Genomic DNA, 13,336 nt, shown 5'->3' with positions numbered 1-13,336 from the left:
AATAATGAAATGCCGCACCCTGTACCCGCTCGTCCCCACATTCGCACTGGCAGCCAGCCTGCCACTGCAAGCCCTGGCCGAAGGCTTCGTCGACGATGCCAAGGCAAGCCTGACGTTGCGTAACTTCTACATGAACCGCGACTACACGGGCACGGCAAGCCAAGGCAAAGCCGAGGAATGGACGCAAAGCTTCATCCTCGACTTCAAGTCCGGCTACACCCCCGGCGTGGTCGGTTTCGGCGTTGACGTGCTGGGCCTTTACAGCATCAAACTCGATGGCGGCAAGGGCACCGCCGGCACGCAATTGCTGCCTGTTCACGACGACGGGCGCCCGGCGGACGACTTTGGCCGCACGGCGCTGGCGGGCAAGATGCGGGTGTCCAAGACGGAACTCAAAGTCGGTGAGTGGTCGCCTACCCTGCCCATCCTGCGCGCCGATGACGGCCGCTCGCTGCCACAAACCTTGCAGGGCGCGCAGGTCACCTCCAACGAGCTGGCCGGCCTGAGCCTGTATGGCGGCCAGTTCCGCCAGAACAGCCCGCGCAACGACGCCAGCATGCAGGACATGAGCCTGTTCACGCGCACAGCCTTCACCTCGGACCGTTTCAACTTCGCCGGCGGCGAATACCGCTTCAACCAGGAGCGCACCCTGGTCGGCGCCTGGTATGCCCAGCTGGAAGACATCTACCAGCAGCGCTACTTCCAGGTGCAGCATCAACAGCCGCTGGGCAACTGGGTACTGGGCGCCAACCTGGGCTACTTCTGGGGCAAGGACGACGGTGGCGCCAAAGCCGGCGAACTGGACAACCGCACCGCTTCGGGCCTGTTCTCGGCGAAGCTGGGTGGCAACACGTTCTACGTCGGCTTGCAGAAGGTCATGGGCGATGATGAATGGTTCCGGGTCAACGGCGCCAGCGGCGGCACGCTGGCCAACGACGCCTTCGGCTCCAGCTACGAAAGCGCCCGGGAACGCTCCTGGCAGGTGCGCCACGACTTCAACTTCGTGGTGCTTGGCATACCCGGCCTGACCCTGATGAACCGCTATATCAACGGCGACAACGTGCACAACGCCAGCACCCAGGACGGCACCGAGTGGGGCCGCGAAAGCGAGCTGGCCTATGTGGTCCAGTCCGGGCCGTTCAAGGCCCTGAACCTCAAGTGGCGCAACTCCAGCCAGCGCCGGGACTGGGGCAGCACCAACAGTTTCGATGAGAACAGGCTGATCGTCAGCTACCCGCTGAGCCTGCTTTAATGCACCCTCCTGGGCTCACGCCTGCTCGGTGATGACCTGGCGGATACAGGCCATCAGCGCGACTGCCGCCGGTGACTGCAGGCAGCCACTGCGCTGCATGAGGCCGATGGCGCGGGCAGTGCCGGGCAGTGCCAGCGGCAGGCGTTGCAGTTCGCCGCTGGCAATCTCGTAAGCCAACTGGTGCGCAGACACCGCCGCCAGCATGTCCGAACGCACCAGCAGGCCACGGATAACCGCCAGATCAGCGCTTTCCACCACCGGCCACGGCGCTGTCAGGCCCGCGGCGGCGAAGCAGTTGTCGAGCAGCTGGCGGGCCGGCGAGCCGGCCCGCGGCAACACCCAGCGCGCCTGGTGCACGCCCTTGAGCGTCAGGTGAGTGTGCAACAGCGGGTGCCCCCGACGGGCCAGCACCACCATTTCCTCGTTGATGAGCGGCTCGCCCACCAAGTCGCTGGCATAGTCGTGAGGCCGCAACGCGCCCAAGACGAAATCCACATCCCCTACCCGCAGCTCGGTTGCCAGCAGGTCGAACGGGCTTTCGTTGGTCACCACACGAACCTGTGGGTGCTGGGCCGTGAAGCGTAAAATGGCATCCGGCAGAATGCGCGAGCGGCCCAACGGCAGCGCGCCGACATGCACCACCCCGCGCAGGGTGCCTTGCATCGCGCTCAGGTCACTGTCCAGCAGGCGCAACTCGTTCAGCGCCCGGCGGATGGGAAACAGAATGTCCCGGCTGGCCACAGTGGGCTGCAGGCCGCGCGACGTGCGCACGAACAAGGGCTGTCCGCACCCGCCTTCGAGCACTTTCAAGGCCGCACTGACCGCCGGCTGGCTAAGGCCGAAGTGCCGCGCCACGGTTTGCATGTGCCGTGTTTCACAAAGTTTCACGAACACCTGCAGGCGCCGCGCCTGAAACAGGTAGAGGGGCTCGCCCTGCGCGGTGCCCAGCAAACTCGGCACGCCGTCCAGTTCCGCCAGCACGCGCTGTGCACGCGGCAGCAGGCACTCGCCATAGTCGGTCAGGCGCATGCCATTGGCATGGCGCTCGAACAGGGGCACGGCAAAGCGCGCCTCCAGCTCGGCGATGGCGCGGGTGACCACGGACTGAGCACGGAACAGCACCTCCGTCGCCCGCGAAACGCTGCCCAGCTCGGCTACCCGAATGAACGCGCGCACTTGCATCAGGTTGGGCAGTTCGACGTCGATCATAAGGGTTCCCCGGCGCTCGGCTCGTGACTGCGGCGACTATGCCTCTACCCCGCTTGCCCGGCAATAAATAAAACGCATAGCCGCTGCAAATGAACGCATTAGTGCCCTGCACAGGCCAATGACATCCTGCGCCCACCCCCCACTGCAGGAGCCAACGAACCATGAATACCCCACAAAAATCCGCCCTGGTGGTCAGCGCACATTCGGCCGACTTTGTCTGGCGTGCCGGTGGCGCCATTGCGCTGCACGCTGAGCAAGGCTATGCCATGCACGTGGTCTGCCTGTCTTTCGGTGAGCGTGGTGAGTCTGCCAAGCTGTGGCGCAAGGGTGAAATGACCGAAGCCAAGGTCAAGGACGCACGCCGTGAAGAGGCCATGGCGGCGGCCGAAATCCTCGGCGCCAGCGTGGAGTTCTTCGACATCGGCGACTACCCGATGCGCGCCGACAAGGACACCCTGTTCCGCCTGGCCGATGTGTATCGCCGGGTACAACCGGAGTTCGTACTCAGCCACTCCCTCAAAGACCCTTACAACTACGACCACCCGCTGGCCATGCACCTGGCCCAGGAAGCCCGCATTATCGCGCAGGCTGAAGGCTACAAGCCGGGCGAGAAGATCGTTGGCGCACCGCCGGTGTACGCCTTTGAGCCGCACCAGCCCGAGCAGTGCGAATGGCGCCCGGACACGTTCCTGGACATCACCCCGGTGTGGGACAAAAAGTATGCCGCCATCCAGTGCATGGCCGGCCAGGAACACCTCTGGGAGTACTACACCCGGGTGGCCCTGCAGCGCGGCGTGCAAGCCAAACGTAACGTGGGCATCACCAGCGCACGCAACATCGTCTACGCCGAAGGCCTGCAGAGCGTGTTCCCACGCGTGACGGAGAACCTGGCATGAGCGGGCTGATCGGCAAGACCGGCATCGTCGTGCGTAATATCCCACGCGTTGAGCCACACATGATCGATGCCCTGGGCCGGCTGGGTGTCGCCACGGTGCATGAGGCTCAAGGTCGCAAGGGGCTGCTCAATACTGCCGTGCGCCCTATCCAGCAAGGTGTGGCGGTGGCCGGCAGCGCGGTAACCGTGCTGGTGGCCCCAGGCGACAACTGGATGTTCCATGTTGCCGTGGAGCAGTGCCGCCCAGGCGACGTACTGGTGGTGGCGCCCAGCTCGCCGTGCAGCGATGGCTATTTCGGCGACCTGCTGGCGACCTCGCTCCAGGCCCGCGGCGTGCGCGGCCTGGTGATCGATGCGGGCGTGCGCGACAGCCAGACACTGCGCGACATGGGCTTTGCCGTGTGGTCCCGCGCCATCAACGCCCAAGGTACGGTGAAAGAGGTGCTGGGCTCGGTGAACCTGCCGCTGCTGTGTGCCGGGCAGCTCGTCAATGCCGGTGACATCGTGGTGGCCGATGACGACGGCGTAGTGGTGGTGCGCCATGGCGAAGCCCAGGCGGTACTCGAAGCCGCCACCCAGCGCGCCGACCTGGAAGAACGCAAACGCCTGCGCCTGGCCGCCGGCGAGCTTGGCCTGGACATCTACGAGATGCGCCCGCGCCTAGCGGCGAAGGGCCTGCGTTATGTCGACCACCTCACCGACCTGGAAGGCTGAACATGGGCCAGACCCGCATACCCTGCCTGCTGATGCGCGGCGGCACCTCCAAGGGCGCCTATTTTTTGCATGACGACCTGCCCGCCCCTGGCCCGCTGCGTGACCGGGTGCTGCTGGCGGTGATGGGCTCGCCCGATGCCCGGCAGATTGACGGCATCGGCGGCGCCGACTCGCTCACCAGCAAAGTCGCCATCATCCGCGCTTCGCAGCGCCATGACGCCGACGTGGACTACCTGTTCGCTCAGGTGGTGGTGGACGAGGCGCGGGTGGACTATGGGCAAAACTGCGGCAACATTCTGGCCGGCGTAGGGCCGTTCGCCCTCGAGCGCGGCCTGGTGGCCGCCAGCGGCGCGAGCACACCGGTGCGCATCTTCATGGAAAACACCGGGCAGATCGCCGTCGCCCAGGTGCCGACCGCCGATGGCCAGGTGGAGTATGCCGGCGATACCCGTATTGATGGGGTGCCGGGCCGTGCGGCGGCGCTGGTGGTCACGTTTGCCGACGTGGCCGGCGCCAGCTGCGGAGCCCTGTTGCCCACCGGCAACAGCCGCGACTGTGTCGAGGGTGTGGAAGTCACCTGCATCGACAACGGCATGCCGGTGGTACTGCTGTGTGCCGAGGACCTTGGCGTGACCGGTTACGAGCCGTGCGAAACGCTGGAGGCCGACAGCGCCCTGAAAACACGCCTGGAAGCCATCCGCCTGCAACTGGGCCCACGCATGAACCTGGGTGATGTCAGCCAGCGCAATGTGCCAAAAATGTGCCTGCTGTCAGCACCGCGCAACGGCGGCACGGTCAATACGCGCTCGTTCATCCCGCACCGCTGCCATGCGTCCATCGGGGTGTTTGGTGCGGTGAGTGTTGCTACGGCCTGCTTGATTGAAGGGTCGGTTGCACAGGGCCTTGCCAGCACGTCCGGCGGTGATCGTCAGCGTTTGGCGGTGGAGCATCCGAGTGGGGAATTTACGGTGGAAATCAGCCTGGAACATGGCGTGATCAAGGGGTGCGGGTTGGTGAGGACGGCGCGTTTGCTGTTTGACGGGGTTGTGTGCATCGGGCGAGATATTTGGGGTGGGCCACAGAAGTGACTCATCAATGGTTGCTTGGGGTTTCAAAAATGAATGGACACCGCAAGTGCACTGACCAGCAAACAGAGGCTCGCGACAGCCGTTAAATGCACGCGCATCGGCAGATACCACCCAGGCACGGCTTGCGCCAGCTTGCGATCCTGCCAAAGATGGCCGACAAAACCGAAGGTCAACACCAGACACCCCACCGGCACAGGCAGCAACGTGCCAACCCAACCGATCAGGGCCGGTATAACGCTCCACACCAGTCGCTCTTGACGCTGCTTTGCGGGCAAATCCTGCAACGTCATGGCGAACCCCCAGTGAAGGGCACCGACGAAGCTCAATATCACCGCGCCATAGCCAACCATCATCATCGAGAAAAACGCTCGATATTCAGCCCCAAAAAGGATGAGCAGCGTCAAACCAATAAACGGCAGCAGACCGCCGTAACCCAGGACAGCGAAGCGGCTTGGAGATAAAGCAGTAGCATCGGTATTCATCTGGGCGCCCCTTCGCAACGGTTCAGGACCGGATGTCAGTTGTGTCGTCCAATGAGGTTAAGGAATTCGTGCCGCGTCGAGGGGGCGTCGCGAAATGCACCTAACATCACGGATGAAATCATCACCGAGTTCTGCTTCTCTACACCGCGCATCATCATGCACATATGCTTGGCTTCGATCACGACCGCCACCCCTGCGGCATCCGTGACTTCCTGCACGGCATACGCAATTTGCCGCGTCAGGTTTTCCTGTATCTGTAAACGACGGGCGAACATGTCCACTACGCGTGCAACCTTGGAAAGCCCTAACACGCGCCCTGTTGGCAGGTACGCGACATGCGCCTTGCCAATGAATGGCAACATGTGGTGTTCGCACAATGAGTAGAGTTCAATGTCCCGCACCACAATCATTTCATCGTTTTCACTCTCGAACAAAGCACCGTTCACGACCTCGTGAAGATTCTGTGCATACCCGTTGCACAAGTACTGCATCGCTTTTGCCGCACGCTGGGGTGTGTCCAGAAGCCCTTCGCGCTGGGGGTTCTCACCAATGCCGACGAGGATTTCATGAAAGTGCTCGGCTAACGAATGTGACATTTGGACTCCTCACCGCTACAGCGGTGCCCGCCATCGGGATGTGGTAGCCAGGCCAAGTGTGGCCTCAATCGACAGAACAGCCTGTAAAGAACCGAAAACAGGGGACGTAGCGGACGCCAGGCCAGTGGCGCGACCCACAGGCCCACATCGGCAGCACGCCAACTCCACAAGGTGGCGTCCAAGCCTGTAACCCAGTGCCCGCTCGCGAACCTTCCATGCAGGCACGACCTCAGTTGCTCAACCGTCAAGCCCAACGCTCCTGCATCGAAATCATCAGCACTGATGTCAACCAGGATGAGCTTTCCCCCGGTCGATTGCCTGCGCAGGAAGGCTATCTCCCGAGCGCACAACGGGCAGGCGCCGTCAAAGTACAGGGTGAAGGGCCACTTACAATACATGTACAACCTCTCATGCTTGTACAGGTTTTTGTATAAGTTAGCTGAAACCAGGAAATTCGCAATGGGGGGGCTGGGAGGTGTTCGCCGGTGGGTTTGTGTTGCCGGTGAGATCGAGCGCCGCCAAACCTCCCATGGCGGACACCTTCCACTCAAGGCCGCATGAGCGGCTCGATCCCGATCCATTTCTTAACGGGGTGATAGCAGAGCTTCAGCGGCGGAATCTGCACCTTGCGGCCCTGCACATCCAGTGCCCCCAGATGAATCGTCCACTTGGAATCTGCCTCGAACTTGTCCGTCTGAAAGATCACGTAAGCCGAGCCATAGCGCTTGTTGTTGGTCATCCTGGGAATCATCCGGTGCACTTCATCGCTGTTGATGTCGTATGGCGATGGCCGGGCGGTCTTCTCATTCACCAACGGAAAGTCGTAGGTCTCGTTGATGCCCAAGTACACCTCGGGCCGCGCATTCAGGCGCGAGCCGTCTTCAAAGGTGATGTAAGCCTGACGGCTGTCGTACAGCACCGGTATCGGCGGCTCGCCACGCTTGGCATCGGTCGACGGGCGTTGGCGGTCTTTGTTGTAGGCGATCATTTGCACAAAGAATTCCTGCCGCGAGTACTTCTCGCCCGGGTACTGCACGTACAGGCTTTGCTCATAGCGCTTTTCGCCCCATAGTGCGGCGTGGTCGTAGAGGTAGGTTTCCAGGTAGAGGGTGGTCTCCCCCTGCGGGCCTGGCACTTTGAACTGGAACTCGGATTCGCAAAGGTCCGCGTAGGCGGCGCGTTCGCGTTTCCAGGGGACGCAGGCGGTCAACGAAGCGGCTGCCAGCAGCAGCATGAGAGAGAGTGTGCGTTGCAGGTTATTCATGACCGGCCCTGGTCCAGATGCGAATGGATCAGTTTCGAGGGCTGGGTCGCGCAAGTCCATGCTGACCATTTGCCATTATCGCGATACAGACAGCACACCTTGCAACCGCTCTGGAAGTGACCACAACGCCGCAACCGGATTTGCTAAGATCGCGGCCTTTCCGCTGGGTGAACTGCATGTTCACCCGAGCCATTTGCAGCCTGCTGGAAGACCCGATGAACAAACTGATCCTGCCTTTCGCCATCTTCGTTAGCGTCATCATCACAGGGAAGATCGCCGAGCATTACGGCCTGGAGGGCAGCTGGAAAGTCGGCCTGCTGTGCCTCGTTGCAGCTGCCGTCCAGATCGCGGTTACCCGCTTTCAGCGCCACCAGCGGCAGAAAGCCGAGCTTTGAAGGGCGCGGGGCCCTCTGGATGATCACGTTATGGGGACCTTTCTTTCACCCAATTTTCACAGTGGCTTGGGCAGGATGAAGCTATCCCTACGTGATAGTACTTAGCCCGCCTCGGCGGGCTTTCTTTTGCCCGCATGTTTCCTGTCGACGTTTTGGGGAACGGGAGCGGGTCGAAAAATCAGAAATAACCCCTTCCTTGTAGGCCATTTCCCAAAGATACTCCTCGCGCCTGATTTTCGTTGCACATGGAAATAGTCAGCCCTAGTCTCGGCCTGTCGCCACCCATTGGCGGCACGGTTTTGACAGACCGTGGTTCACTGAGAGCATGTGCAATGCCAGTTATGGCAGCTGTGCGTGGGGCACCTTCGTGTGCGCCGGGACTCTCAGTGCCCCCGGTCTGTCAACCCACAAACAGCTGCCACCCTTCCGTTTGACAGCGGTACTGCGGCGGCCCTGTAAGGCACTGAGAGGGTTTATGCTGAACATGTATTCGATTCATGTACCCCACCTACGGGCAGTTTCTGCCTGAGTGCGTCAGAGAGAACTCGAAATCCACGGGTTCTCGTACTGGAGACCTTATGGTATGGCGGGCTTGTAGAGGGCAGTTGAACGGAGGGCTATTTCAGCACAGGTCAGATCGCCTGTGCTGACTTGATCGGAGAATCCTTGGTTCTTTGCACGCAATGATGGGGATTGGGGGACTTGAACGCATTAGAGCAACAAATCAATTAGTTACAAGACCTTATATGGGCAGCAAGTTCAGATAGCATTTTATCATCCGCCCTAACCGAATCATGTGAAGAAATATATCCTTCATACTTCTCAAAATACTTATCTACACTTGAGCTAATCTTTCTAAACGTACTATCCACGCCTGTACCGTGCATGGGGAACAACTTCGCATGTAGATGATCAACACCGTAGCCTTCTAGGATCATACCGGTTCTAGCTACGCCCGGTAACGCCCTATCAATCAACAGCGCGGTTTTTTTCGCAGCCAATACCAAGTCCCGAATAACCGAGTCGGACTGCTCAAAGGCATAACTACCATAGTGCAATTTAGGAATAACTACAGTAAAGCCTGGTGTGTTAGGAAAAATTGACAAAAATGACATATGATCTTCATCCTCCCATATAATATGGCAAGGTGAAGCACCGCTTACAATCTGGCAAAAAATGCAACTCACTCAATCACCCATTTATCATTCATAATAATATTTCGTTACATATTTACAAGGTATACTAGCGGCATCCCATTCTATATAACTTGAGCGATGACTGCCGAAGACCCGAGACGCTATAAAGGCGATGACGCCTGATGACAACAGCGCAGCAATGTTAAAGTTCAGCGGACCAAAGCTAGGCATGATTGAATCAGGGAGTCTTTCCCAAGGAGTTTTGAGTTCATCATTGTAAAGTATGTTATCGTTGTCTTTTCCAGAGAAAAAATTTGCAACACAATTACTATGTAAGTAACCTCCACTGAGCACAGGAATGCGAACTTTCGAAGCCAATTCTTCAGAACGGGATACTAATGTTGGCGGATTGTCGGCCGTAATAACTATCGCTGAATAGCATACCTCACCTGAATGTTCAACAATCCCATCGAAATCCAGCTCCTTTTTAAAAGTCAAGATATCCAGCCCATCAAACCGATCATTTAGTTCCCTCGCAAGAATGTCGACCTTATACTCCCCGATATCTTTCTTCCGCCAAAATAACTGCCGATTCAGATTGCTTCTCTCGATCACATCTGAGTCTATAAAAGTGAAATTCTTGATTCCGCTTCCCGCGAGCAATAAGGCGACGCTGCTACCTATGCCTCCACATCCCACGAGGAGAATTTTGGCCGATTGAATGGCGTTAATATCTTCAAGAATATGTGCACAATTTTCTGCTTTGCATAAAAAGAAACTAGTGGTACGACTAGTCTCCGGATTCTTTAAAAGCTTACAGACAGCATGAATTTCTGCAGGGGTGCCAGACACCAAAGAACCTGAACGTTGTAGCCCTTCAGTCAAGGCAGGTATAGTCTGCTCATTGAGCTTGATAACACCATCTGGGCCATTTATAACTGTCTGACCATTGTCCAAGGTATAAAAAGTAGAAGGCGCGACGACTCCAACTTCAACCCCATCCAAGCCGTATAGGCAATAGTTTTAAGGTTTCAGCCATCAAATAATTCCCTTTATTTTTTGTGAGGGTGATGACGCTTCATCACCCCCTTCCGGTCAACTAGTTACAGCGAGGGTCTGATTTTGAGATGGCGCCTACGAGACAGCCTAGGTGAGGACCGATGGAAGCAACAGTCAATGGCTTAAGACTTTTTTCAGCAGGAACCGTCGTCAGCGGCGGGTTGTCAGATGCAGTGGTGTTGCTGCCAACACTTGCTTACGCAACAGCAGAAGCACCAAGTAGCACCGCAGCTAGCCCAATGAGACCCATTTTTGCTTCACCTTTCATATAAAATCCTTTTATTTATTGCGAGTGATTATCATGACGCATAAGGACTGTAGTCGTTCGATGCCTACGAGTCAACTGTATGAGCCGACTCTGGCTTTGGAATAAGTAGCGCACAGCCGTTAGCCGGTTATGAGTTACCGCACGCCATGGCGCCTGAGCGGGCGGCGGAGATCGTCAAGGCTGGATGCCGGCCCGCTCAGGGTTTTCGCTGGTTCCCCGTAGTAAAGCAGTCGGCAACGTGCGTAACCAAGGGCCAGAACTGATTAAACCGGTCAGTGAGGAGAGCCGCCAAGGCGACCTAGAGCTCTAAGCTGGTAGTCGGTGATTGCCTGGCACTGCGATTCTGCAATCAGGCGAAGCAGCTCGACCCTCCGAGGGCGAAGGCCATTGGCTTGAGCTTGGTGGTACTGCTTCATTGCCTCCACCGCATCGGCATACATCGGATGATCTGGAGACAGTCGGCTTGAAGTAACTGTCACAGGCGGACCTCCTCGGCAGAAAACATCACTGGATAGTATGAGGCGCCTGGCAAGCTGTTTCTTTCTCTGCTCATGAGCGTCCTCTCAAGCTTGTTGGGTGAATTACGTGAAGACGGGTCCACGACGAGCCCAGGCAAAGGTGACCACCCCAATAATGGAGCATCACGCCGAACGGGTTGACCCAATGACCTTGAGGGCGGTGATGAATGCGCCGAAGCTGCCGATAGCCACCAGGTAGAGGGCGGCACTCAGCAGTGGCTGATCCACCGGGCGGACCTTGCGTAGGTAGTCGCAGGCCGCGAGCACGACCATCACACACAGGAACAAGTCTTGGGCAGTCAGCGCTGAAATCAGGATGTTTTTCATATCAGGCACCTCGCGCCGTGACGAACGCCCCCCATGGCAGCCTTGATCGCGGGGATGATGTTCATGGCGGTGAGGCCGAGTACGAACACTACCCCGCACAGCAGATCATCGGTGACCGCAAGCTCAAGCTTTGGCGCAAGCCAGGCGGTGACCGGCGGGGTCATGTAGACCGACAATCTACTGATCGACCTGATTCCGCAGCCCAACCTTTCTTTTGCCCGCCTGTTTCCTGTTTAAGTTTTGAGGAACGGGAGCGGGTCGAAAAATCAGAAATTACCCCTTCCTTGTAGGCCATTTCCCAAAGATACTCCTCGCGCCTGATTTTCGTTGCACATGGAAATAGTCAGCCCTAGTCTCGATCCGTCGCTGCCAATTCAGCGACCGGTTTTGACGGACCGATGACGCTGTCCTCATGTGCACACTTTTATGGTGGCTGTACGTGCGGGCACCCTGTGGTGCGCCGAGTGCCAACGTCTCGGTCCGTCAACCCGCGTACAGCTGCCACCCATTGCTTGACGGCATGGCGTGGTAGCTCCTCCTTCTACGTTGGAGCCTCACCATGCTCAAGATCGTTCCAGATCCACCCCACCGGTCCCTCTGCCTTGAAGACACCCTCATCCAGGCCACGGATTACGCGCTTTGCGCTGCAACTGTCGTGCATCAGGCAATGCTGCTGCAGCCCAAGTCACCCGCGTCGATTCTGATGATGACCTCGATGCATGAACTGGAGACCTTGAGAGCTTTGCTCGAGTCCGCAATAGCCCAGGTGCAGATGCCCACTGAGCCTCGCACTACGCACTGACGTCTCGCTGATGTACTGCCTGGGCCGGCCTCTTCGCGGATACCCTCCCCGGCACTCCCTCAGCCTTGAAGACTGCCGTGCTCCCGTAGGAGCGGGTTCACCCGCGAATAGGCCCGTACAGGCTGAAGCAATCTTGGGGAAACTGAACAATGTCCACAGAAGAAACCAAATTCACCGTCGGCAAAACCACCTTCTACCAAGGTGAAAACCAGACCCATCCGCTGTTCCGCATCGAAGCCGGCATCCCTTGCCAGAGTGCCCGTGAACAGGCTTCGGAACTGATGGGCTATGCACGGGACATGACTCTGGATGGATTGATGGAAGATAAACCACAGTTGATCTGGGCTTCGCACTACCTTTGCGCGTTGGCCAAGGCACTGATGGATGATGCGGAACTGGGCATGATGCGCTGAATGACTCATCAATGACTGGGTGCCTTCAAGACCTATGCGACTCCCGATTTTGAAGGCGACCCAACGACCTAGCCCCTTGCCTCTTTTCTCGCTGGACGCGGTCCAAGATTCAGTTCCATCGATTGCGACATCAAAGCCGAACCCACACGCAAAGGCTCCGGTGCTTTGGCCTCAGAAGCGCTCATCACCGATAGCCGGCAAGATCAGCTCCCGTACGAACGAAGCCCCGGACAAGCGCAACAGCGCGTCGACCATAGTGACCACATCATGCACCGGTACCTGGCGCCGCTCGCCACGTGCTGCGGCTTGCGCCAATGGCGTGTTCAGGGAGTCGTCGGTATTCAGATAACCCAGTTGAAGCACGGTCACCGCCAGGTTGTCATCCCTGAAACCTTCGCGCAGCGCATCAGCCATGCCGTTGAGGGCGAACTTTGAGGCGCCGAACGCTACCTCCGGGCGCCCACTCTGGCGAAGAGCTGAGGTCGAACCGGTGAGGATCAACTGCGGCCGGGGCGCACCAAGCAACTTGGGCACCAGGCGCTTAAGCAGAAGCAGCGTGGCCGTGATGTTCACCTCGACCAGCCTGGTGATCGATTCGTCGCTGTCGTCAAGGAAGGCATAGTGCTCGCTGAAGGCGTGTTCTTCCCAGATGCCAACGTTGTAGATCAGGACATCCAGATCGGCAGGTGCCCGATCCGCGATCTGTGCTACAGCCGCCGCTGGCTTGGCAAGGTCGGCATCGACCCAGTGCAGATCGATGTCCGGGGCAAGGGCCAAGTCTGACGGCTGTTTGCGCGATACGCCGATCAGCGTGTCCCCTGGCTGGCCGAGCCCTTCGAGCAAAGCCCGGCCCAACCCTCTGCCGGCGCCTACGATCATCATCTTCATCTGTTGCTCCTTTTAGTTAAAACTCTCCAA

General features: G+C 58.5%; 16 protein-coding genes and 1 pseudogene. 7 read left to right on the top strand and 10 right to left on the bottom strand.

Translation table 11 applies throughout. The annotated features are described in order from the left end of the window. The first annotated feature begins 4 nt into the window (after positions 1 to 4). Positions 5 to 1,252 (top strand): OprD family porin, encoded by a 1,248-nt coding sequence (locus ACF8FG_RS05125; RefSeq protein ID WP_318080033.1) that lies wholly within the window; start codon positions 5 to 7, stop codon positions 1,250 to 1,252. 15 nt (positions 1,253 to 1,267) lie between these two features. On the opposite strand, the gene ACF8FG_RS05120 is transcribed toward ACF8FG_RS05125, so the two are convergent. Then, the gene (locus ACF8FG_RS05120; RefSeq protein ID WP_010953450.1) at positions 1,268 to 2,461 is read right to left on the bottom strand and encodes a LysR family transcriptional regulator; all 1,194 of its coding nucleotides are present in this window, start codon (positions 2,459 to 2,461) and stop codon (positions 1,268 to 1,270) included. Between the two features lie 161 nt (positions 2,462 to 2,622). On the opposite strand from ACF8FG_RS05120, the gene galB reads away from it, so the two are divergent. The 3 genes from galB to ACF8FG_RS05105 are packed head-to-tail and all read left to right on the top strand — an operon-like array spanning position 2,623 to position 5,158. Continuing rightward, positions 2,623 to 3,357 (top strand): 4-oxalmesaconate hydratase, encoded by a 735-nt coding sequence (galB, locus tag ACF8FG_RS05115; RefSeq protein WP_003250714.1) that lies wholly within the window; start codon positions 2,623 to 2,625, stop codon positions 3,355 to 3,357. Continuing rightward, positions 3,354 to 4,070, top strand: a complete 717-nt coding sequence (locus ACF8FG_RS05110; RefSeq protein WP_014591523.1) for a 4-carboxy-4-hydroxy-2-oxoadipate aldolase/oxaloacetate decarboxylase — start codon at positions 3,354 to 3,356, stop codon at positions 4,068 to 4,070. Before galB ends, ACF8FG_RS05110 begins: the two co-directional genes overlap by 4 nt. 2 nt (positions 4,071 to 4,072) lie before the next feature. Further along, a complete protein-coding gene (locus ACF8FG_RS05105; RefSeq protein ID WP_110159604.1) occupies positions 4,073 to 5,158 on the top strand; it encodes a 4-oxalomesaconate tautomerase in 1,086 nt (361 codons plus the stop codon). A 23-nt stretch (positions 5,159 to 5,181) separates the two neighbouring features. On the opposite strand, the gene ACF8FG_RS05100 is transcribed toward ACF8FG_RS05105, so the two are convergent. The 4 genes from ACF8FG_RS05100 to ACF8FG_RS05085 form a co-directional block, all read right to left on the bottom strand. Then, positions 5,182 to 5,640, bottom strand: coding sequence for a DUF3429 domain-containing protein (locus ACF8FG_RS05100; protein ID WP_014591525.1), 459 nt, complete (start codon positions 5,638 to 5,640; stop codon positions 5,182 to 5,184). Positions 5,641 to 5,675: 35 nt separating this feature from the next. Continuing rightward, complete coding sequence (folE, locus tag ACF8FG_RS05095) at positions 5,676 to 6,236, bottom strand: GTP cyclohydrolase I FolE (RefSeq protein WP_318080035.1); 561 nt, start codon at positions 6,234 to 6,236, stop codon at positions 5,676 to 5,678. Further along, the gene (locus tag ACF8FG_RS05090) at positions 6,221 to 6,634 is read right to left on the bottom strand and encodes a thiol-disulfide oxidoreductase DCC family protein (RefSeq protein WP_252460030.1); all 414 of its coding nucleotides are present in this window, start codon (positions 6,632 to 6,634) and stop codon (positions 6,221 to 6,223) included. Before ACF8FG_RS05090 ends, folE begins: the two co-directional genes overlap by 16 nt. 149 nt (positions 6,635 to 6,783) lie before the next feature. Next, positions 6,784 to 7,500 carry a hypothetical protein gene (locus tag ACF8FG_RS05085; protein WP_014591527.1) on the bottom strand — a complete coding sequence of 239 codons (717 nt, stop codon included), beginning with the start codon at positions 7,498 to 7,500 and terminating at the stop codon, positions 6,784 to 6,786. Between the two features lie 176 nt (positions 7,501 to 7,676). Here ACF8FG_RS05085 and ACF8FG_RS05080 point away from each other — a divergent pair, with 176 nt between their 5' ends. Continuing rightward, the gene (locus tag ACF8FG_RS05080; RefSeq protein ID WP_014591528.1) at positions 7,677 to 7,895 is read left to right on the top strand and encodes a hypothetical protein; all 219 of its coding nucleotides are present in this window, start codon (positions 7,677 to 7,679) and stop codon (positions 7,893 to 7,895) included. 728 nt (positions 7,896 to 8,623) lie between these two features. On the opposite strand, the gene ACF8FG_RS05075 is transcribed toward ACF8FG_RS05080, so the two are convergent. The 4 genes and pseudogenes from ACF8FG_RS05075 to ACF8FG_RS05060 form a co-directional block, all read right to left on the bottom strand. Further along, on the bottom strand, positions 8,624 to 9,082 hold the full coding sequence (locus ACF8FG_RS05075) for an HIT family protein (protein ID WP_080590258.1): 459 nt from the start codon (positions 9,080 to 9,082) through the stop codon (positions 8,624 to 8,626). Between the two features lie 15 nt (positions 9,083 to 9,097). Then, the gene (locus tag ACF8FG_RS05070) at positions 9,098 to 10,036 is read right to left on the bottom strand and encodes a ThiF family adenylyltransferase (protein WP_392518624.1); all 939 of its coding nucleotides are present in this window, start codon (positions 10,034 to 10,036) and stop codon (positions 9,098 to 9,100) included. Positions 10,037 to 10,939: 903 nt separating this feature from the next. Beyond that, positions 10,940 to 11,203 (bottom strand): annotated as a pseudogene (locus tag ACF8FG_RS05065) (hypothetical protein). Further along, positions 11,200 to 11,367, bottom strand: coding sequence for a hypothetical protein (locus ACF8FG_RS05060; RefSeq protein ID WP_019438812.1), 168 nt, complete (start codon positions 11,365 to 11,367; stop codon positions 11,200 to 11,202). The pseudogene ACF8FG_RS05065 and the gene ACF8FG_RS05060 overlap by 4 nt, the downstream one beginning before the upstream one ends. A gap of 395 nt (positions 11,368 to 11,762) precedes the next feature. Here ACF8FG_RS05060 and ACF8FG_RS05055 point away from each other — a divergent pair, with 395 nt between their 5' ends. Continuing rightward, entirely contained in the window at positions 11,763 to 12,005 is a 243-nt protein-coding gene (locus ACF8FG_RS05055) for a hypothetical protein (RefSeq protein WP_014860884.1), read from the top strand. A gap of 149 nt (positions 12,006 to 12,154) precedes the next feature. Continuing rightward, positions 12,155 to 12,418: a DUF3077 domain-containing protein gene (locus tag ACF8FG_RS05050; protein WP_003250694.1), complete on the top strand. Its 264-nt coding sequence runs from the start codon at positions 12,155 to 12,157 to the stop codon at positions 12,416 to 12,418. 171 nt (positions 12,419 to 12,589) lie between these two features. Here the strand turns inward: ACF8FG_RS05050 and ACF8FG_RS05045 are convergent, their stop codons facing one another. Beyond that, on the bottom strand, positions 12,590 to 13,306 hold the full coding sequence (locus tag ACF8FG_RS05045; protein WP_119713495.1) for an SDR family oxidoreductase: 717 nt from the start codon (positions 13,304 to 13,306) through the stop codon (positions 12,590 to 12,592). Positions 13,307 to 13,336 lie beyond the last annotated feature (30 nt).

This window comes from Pseudomonas sp. YQ_6 (assembly GCF_043103245.1).
GTDB lineage: Bacteria > Pseudomonadota > Gammaproteobacteria > Pseudomonadales > Pseudomonadaceae > Aquipseudomonas > Aquipseudomonas alloputida.
The sequence above is the reverse complement of the archived record's forward strand: the minus strand, read 5'-3'. Positions and strand labels throughout refer to the sequence as shown.

Excerpts from the sequence above, each read along its gene's own strand:
- ACF8FG_RS05125 (WP_318080033.1), top strand. The coding sequence starts at position 5 with ATGAAATGCCGCACCCTGTACCCGCTCGTCCCCACATTCGCACTGGCA.
- ACF8FG_RS05080 (WP_014591528.1), top strand. The coding sequence starts at position 7,677 with ATGTTCACCCGAGCCATTTGCAGCCTGCTGGAAGACCCGATGAACAAA.
- ACF8FG_RS05050 (WP_003250694.1), top strand. The coding sequence starts at position 12,155 with ATGTCCACAGAAGAAACCAAATTCACCGTCGGCAAAACCACCTTCTAC.
- ACF8FG_RS05120 (WP_010953450.1), bottom strand. The coding sequence starts at position 2,461 with ATGATCGACGTCGAACTGCCCAACCTGATGCAAGTGCGCGCGTTCATT.
- ACF8FG_RS05085 (WP_014591527.1), bottom strand. The coding sequence starts at position 7,500 with ATGAATAACCTGCAACGCACACTCTCTCTCATGCTGCTGCTGGCAGCC.
- galB (WP_003250714.1), top strand. The coding sequence starts at position 2,623 with ATGAATACCCCACAAAAATCCGCCCTGGTGGTCAGCGCACATTCGGCC.
- folE (WP_318080035.1), bottom strand. The coding sequence starts at position 6,236 with ATGTCACATTCGTTAGCCGAGCACTTTCATGAAATCCTCGTCGGCATT.
- ACF8FG_RS05110 (WP_014591523.1), top strand. The coding sequence starts at position 3,354 with ATGAGCGGGCTGATCGGCAAGACCGGCATCGTCGTGCGTAATATCCCA.
- ACF8FG_RS05045 (WP_119713495.1), bottom strand. The coding sequence starts at position 13,306 with ATGAAGATGATGATCGTAGGCGCCGGCAGAGGGTTGGGCCGGGCTTTG.
- ACF8FG_RS05105 (WP_110159604.1), top strand. The coding sequence starts at position 4,073 with ATGGGCCAGACCCGCATACCCTGCCTGCTGATGCGCGGCGGCACCTCC.
- ACF8FG_RS05055 (WP_014860884.1), top strand. The coding sequence starts at position 11,763 with ATGCTCAAGATCGTTCCAGATCCACCCCACCGGTCCCTCTGCCTTGAA.
- ACF8FG_RS05090 (WP_252460030.1), bottom strand. The coding sequence starts at position 6,634 with ATGTATTGTAAGTGGCCCTTCACCCTGTACTTTGACGGCGCCTGCCCG.
- ACF8FG_RS05100 (WP_014591525.1), bottom strand. The coding sequence starts at position 5,640 with ATGAATACCGATGCTACTGCTTTATCTCCAAGCCGCTTCGCTGTCCTG.
- ACF8FG_RS05060 (WP_019438812.1), bottom strand. The coding sequence starts at position 11,367 with ATGACCCCGCCGGTCACCGCCTGGCTTGCGCCAAAGCTTGAGCTTGCG.